Source organism: Sinorhizobium fredii USDA 205, from assembly GCF_001461695.1.
Lineage (GTDB): Bacteria > Pseudomonadota > Alphaproteobacteria > Rhizobiales > Rhizobiaceae > Sinorhizobium > Sinorhizobium fredii.
The window spans coordinates 1-4,457 of record NZ_AUTC01000041.1 but is presented as its reverse complement, the minus strand read 5'-3'; the positions used below and the strand labels follow the sequence as shown (position 1 = coordinate 4,457).

2 protein-coding genes and 3 pseudogenes are annotated in these 4,457 nt (G+C 59.3%); 3 read left to right on the top strand and 2 right to left on the bottom strand.

All coding sequences use genetic code 11. The features are described from left to right. Nucleotides 1-495 precede the first annotated feature (495 nt). From N181_RS33665 to N181_RS05840, 3 genes and pseudogenes are all read left to right on the top strand, one after another. A pseudogene (locus N181_RS33665) lies at nt 496-1,271 on the top strand (HNH endonuclease); the annotation flags it as partial. Nucleotides 1,272-1,456: 185 nt separating this feature from the next. Next, nucleotides 1,457-2,831 (top strand): annotated as a pseudogene (locus tag N181_RS05845) (transposase). Between the two features lie 195 nt (nt 2,832-3,026). Next, the gene (locus N181_RS05840) at nt 3,027-3,659 is read left to right on the top strand and encodes a VOC family protein (RefSeq protein ID WP_223843481.1); all 633 of its coding nucleotides are present in this window, start codon (nt 3,027-3,029) and stop codon (nt 3,657-3,659) included. A gap of 412 nt (nt 3,660-4,071) precedes the next feature. Here N181_RS05840 and N181_RS34605 read toward each other — a convergent pair whose 3' ends face one another. Both N181_RS34605 and N181_RS35325 read right to left on the bottom strand, forming a co-directional pair. After that, a complete protein-coding gene (locus tag N181_RS34605) occupies nt 4,072-4,320 on the bottom strand; it encodes a class I SAM-dependent methyltransferase (RefSeq protein ID WP_064244302.1) in 249 nt (82 codons plus the stop codon). Nucleotides 4,321-4,354: 34 nt separating this feature from the next. Continuing rightward, nucleotides 4,355-4,450: pseudogene (locus N181_RS35325) on the bottom strand (class I SAM-dependent methyltransferase); the annotation flags it as partial. Between the last annotated feature and the right edge of the window lie 7 nt (nt 4,451-4,457).

The window sequence follows — 4,457 nt, the reverse complement described above, 5'->3', positions numbered from 1 at the left end:
CAGCGGCAGATTCTCCAAAGCCTTGAACGAAGCAGTTGAATTCCCAGGGCATGTGTGGCGCGAAAGTCCCGGCATAGCGCGGGGAAATATGGCTGAAAGGTCCAGCCCAGACCCTCACCGCGGCAGCCATATTAGGGGAGGAGAACCCCGAGATCATCTTGCGGGACTTTAACTCGTGATTCCCATCCTCAAGCCAAAGTATCTCGACGCGCTGTCCGAACGATCGTAGTCCGTGGCATCATCCTTCGTTCCGGATTCGCCACGCGTTCTTGACCTACGAGTGTGGGCGTCTTCAGGGCAAACGAGGTGTTTCGTGCGGAGTAAAAGCCCAGAGATAGAAGTCCAACATGAGCGCTTCGGCGGCGGCGGTCTCAATGTCGGTGATGCCTGCGGAATACCAGGTTCCTGTGTTTCCGGCGGAGGAGACAGCTTCGTAAAGACCGTCTCGACAACACGCCCTTCCAACGGCGTCAGAAGCGGCATCACCATCCTTAGCCGAGGAAGGTTGCCGCGACACGTGGGTATTTTGCCATCGCCAAGGTCGCTGAGGTCATTCCGGATCGCAATGCGCCCGGCATGTACCTCGCGCTGATTGAGCCGGGGACCTATCTCGATTTCATCAAGGCGGTTCCCTTCAGCAATGCCGAAGGGGTGGTCGAACGCGGCGTGCTGAATGACGACGGCCGCATTTCCGGACGGGCGCCGCTGTGAGGCCGATCTCTCCGGGTGATTTCAATCGCATTCTCTCGCTTGGATTCGATGAACGGGAGCCGGAATTGCCACGGATCGGCGAGCCGGAGATCGTCGATCAGGCGCGCGGATTTGGCGAGCAACCGCAGTCACTCTTCAGTTTTCAGCAGGAGCGTGATCGCGTCACTCAGCTCACGTCTCGAATCGTTCGCAATCGTCTTTTCCGCCGGCTTGTCCTCAAAGCTTAGGACAAGCGATGCGCGATCACCGGACTGAAGCTGATTAACGGCGGCGGCCGTGCCGAAGTGGACGCTGCGCATATTCGTTCGGTGGAAACAAACGGTCCTGATATCCTGAGCAATGGCATCGCGCTTTCCGGGACCGCCCACTGGATGTTCGACCGGGGTCTGATCAGCCTCTCCGACGAACTGGACATCCTGATTTCGCGACAGGTGAACGATCCGGAAAGCATCCAGTCGCTCATCAATAGAACGGGACGTGCAATCGTTCCGCAGCGGCCTCACGAAAGGCCGCATCCGCAGTTCCTTCGATGGCACCGGGAAAACTGCTTTAAGCATTAAGCCCGCGGCAGCGGCACAGGGTCTGCTGTTCGATTCCCATCAAGGCGTGGGATTAAAAGTGTCGGACACGGCGGCTTTGCCGGGTCCGCCGAGCGTCTGCAAAGGGGGGATAGTGTTGAAAAAGTCCCGCTTGAAACAGTCCTGAAGCACTGATTCAGTCTTCTTACCGGAAGGAGATTGAGTCGATGATGGGCGAGCAAAGTGTGATGCAGGAGGAGCTTTTTCTATGGCTTCAGTCTGGAACGGCACGTGCCGGCGGACCACCTTCTCAGGGCCATCGACCGCTTCGTTGACCTTTCCGGTGTCCGCCAGCACCTCGCGCCCTACTACAGCCCGATCGGCCGCCCGTCGATCGACCCCGAACTGCTGATCCGGATGCTGATTGTCGGCTACTGCTTCGGCATCCGTTCGGAGCGGCGGCTGTGCGAGGAAGTCCACCTGAACCTGGCCTATCGGTGGTTCTGCCGGCTTGGCCTCGAGGGCGATGTGCCGGACCATTCGACTTTCTCCAAGACGCGCCATGGCCGCTTCCGTGATGCCGATCTGCTGCGTGAGCTGTTTGAGAGCGTCGTGCGGCGCTGCATGAGAGAAGGTCTCGTCGGCGGCGAAGGCTTTGCCGTTGATGCCAGCCTGATCGTCGCGGACGCGCATCGTCAGCGCGGGATCGAGACAGCCGAGGAGCTCGACCCCAAAGCCAAGCGGGCTGTGGGAGAGTATCTCGCCACCCTGGATGATGCCGCCTTCGGAGCCGCCACGCCGGTGGAGCCCAAGTTCATCTCGCCGGTCGACCCAGCGGCACGCTGGACCGCCTCTTGGGGCGGCCCGGCTGTCTACGCCTACTGCACCAACTACCTGATCGATGTAGAGCACGCCATCATCGTGGACGTGGAGCCCTCGACTGCCGTGCGTCAGGCCGAGGTGACGGCCGCAAAGACCATGATCGAGCGTACTCACGACGAACTCGGCCTGTGGCCGGAACGGCTGATTGCCGACACCGGCTACGGCTCGGCCGAGATGCTGAACTGGCTGGTGCATGAGCGCGGGATCGAGCCGCATATCCCGGTGTTCGATAAGTCCAAGCGCAAGGACGGCACCTTCTCGCGTGAGGACTTCGCCTACGACCATGCAAGCGATACCTACCGCTGCCCAGGTGGTAAGCTTCTTCAGCACTACCATCGGCGATTCTCGACACCGCGGACCGGTGTGGGAAAGGACAACACGCTACGTTATCTGGCGAGCAAGCATGATTGTGACGCCTGCGCACTTAAGCCCCGCTGTTGTCCGAAGACGCCGGCGCGCAAGGTAACGCGTTCAATCTATGAGGGCGCTCGCGACATGGCTCGCGACATCGCCAAAACCGACGCGTACCAGACGTCACGCTATCAGCGAAAGAAGGTGGAGATGCTCTTCGCGCACCTCAAACGCATTCTGAAGCTCGATAGATTGCGACTACGCGGCCCCTGCGGTGCCCGCGATGAGTTCCACCTCGCCGCCATTGCCCAGAACCTGAGGAAGTTGGCCAAGATCTGCAGCCGGCGGACGGTAATCCCGGCCAGTTAGCGCGAGGAGGTCACGTCGACCTCAATTGCGACGTCATGAGCGAACCACCTTTCCGGCCAAAAGCCTGACTTCTTCAACACTATCGGGGGGAAGCGGAAGTTGGCAGCCACAACCCCCAATGGCCTTATTGCAGACAAAATTGGTCATTCGCGTCGGTGACGTGTCGCGACTTCAGGTCGCCCGGTTCGATGCGATTTGCTATGTTCTGCATGTCGGCAAGGGAGGCTCGGTATTCCTGTAACCGTCGGTGCACACCATCTCACGGTGTTCACACGCGACATGGACCGTTTCATTCGCTTCTACGAAGAAGTCTTCGATGCAGAGACCAAGTTCGATCTCTCCGAGCCCGGTCCCGGTGGCGGCGCTGTTCGTCACGCGCTTATCGACCTTGGAGGAGGCTTCGCCCTCCATTCATTCCAAATGCCGGAACCAACGGGGTATGAAGACGGCTCGATGCAGATGGGGAAGAGAGGCCACATAGATCATCTCGCGCTGAACGTAGACGATGAAGTGCGGTTACAAGAAGTCAGACGACGTCTGGTGAAGGCTGGCGCGTCGGATGGGACCATTACGGATTTCGGCGCCATCCGCCTCGTTACCTTCAGGGATCCGGATGGAATGGAGGGCGAGGTCGCACGGTGGACCGATAGCAAACGCGTCCTCGGCTTTGATGAACGCAAGCGGGAGATGTGGCCAGATAACAATGGTGAGCATCCAGATATCGCGAAGGTCCGCATCGGGGGGGAACTTTGCCGTACGGCACAGAGTGGACGGTCGACATTGCTCGTGGACATGGACAGCCTCCTCGTCCCGGATTCGTCAAGATAAAGACATTCGCTCCTTGATCCATATTAATCCTTCAGACGGCCGCGCTCACGGTCAAAATACTGTCAGCTCTAGGTGTCGCTGCGTTTAGGTTTGTTTTTGTGCGGGGAATGGCAGCATCGGGGGGAAAGCGGACAAATCGCCGACTAACCGCCGCTCACTGCAGTTGCCACATACCCTTCCTGGGGAAATCGCAACCGGCCATCTGCTAGCACGTATGAGTCCAGCAACACGGACTGAGCGTCTGAAGCGATAGCGTTTATCACAGCTTCGCGGTCGAACTGAGAACGCTCCGACAAAAGCACCGCCATCGGCGTCGCCGTCAATTGAAACCGCACATAGTCGAGGACAGACGGGAACGCAACCTGTTGGGTGACAGTGTGAATTTCCACCTGATCGAAGCCTGCGCCTGAGACTAGGGTGCGCAGCTCCTCCGCCTCAGCAAAGATATGTTCAGCGCGCTTCGTGTTTGACGCTCCTGCGCCAAGATGCGCGCAGGCGTGCGCTCGATGGCACTGTAGACGCTGAGGGCAAGCCGACCGGAGGCCACCAGTACCCGCCTCATCTCGCGAAGGGCTCGCAACCGGTCCGGGAAGAACTGGAGTCCGAGTTGGCAGAGGACGACATCGAAGGAGGCGTCCGGGAAATGGAAGACCAAGAGCACTCCCTTCGACCCATTCGATCGGTAATTCCGAGTCAGCCGCAGCTCGGGCCACTGCAAGCATGCCAGGGTTTAAGTCTAGACCGACAACTCGGTCGCGTCCCCACCAGTGGTGTAGCTGGGCGGTAGCCAAGCCGCTC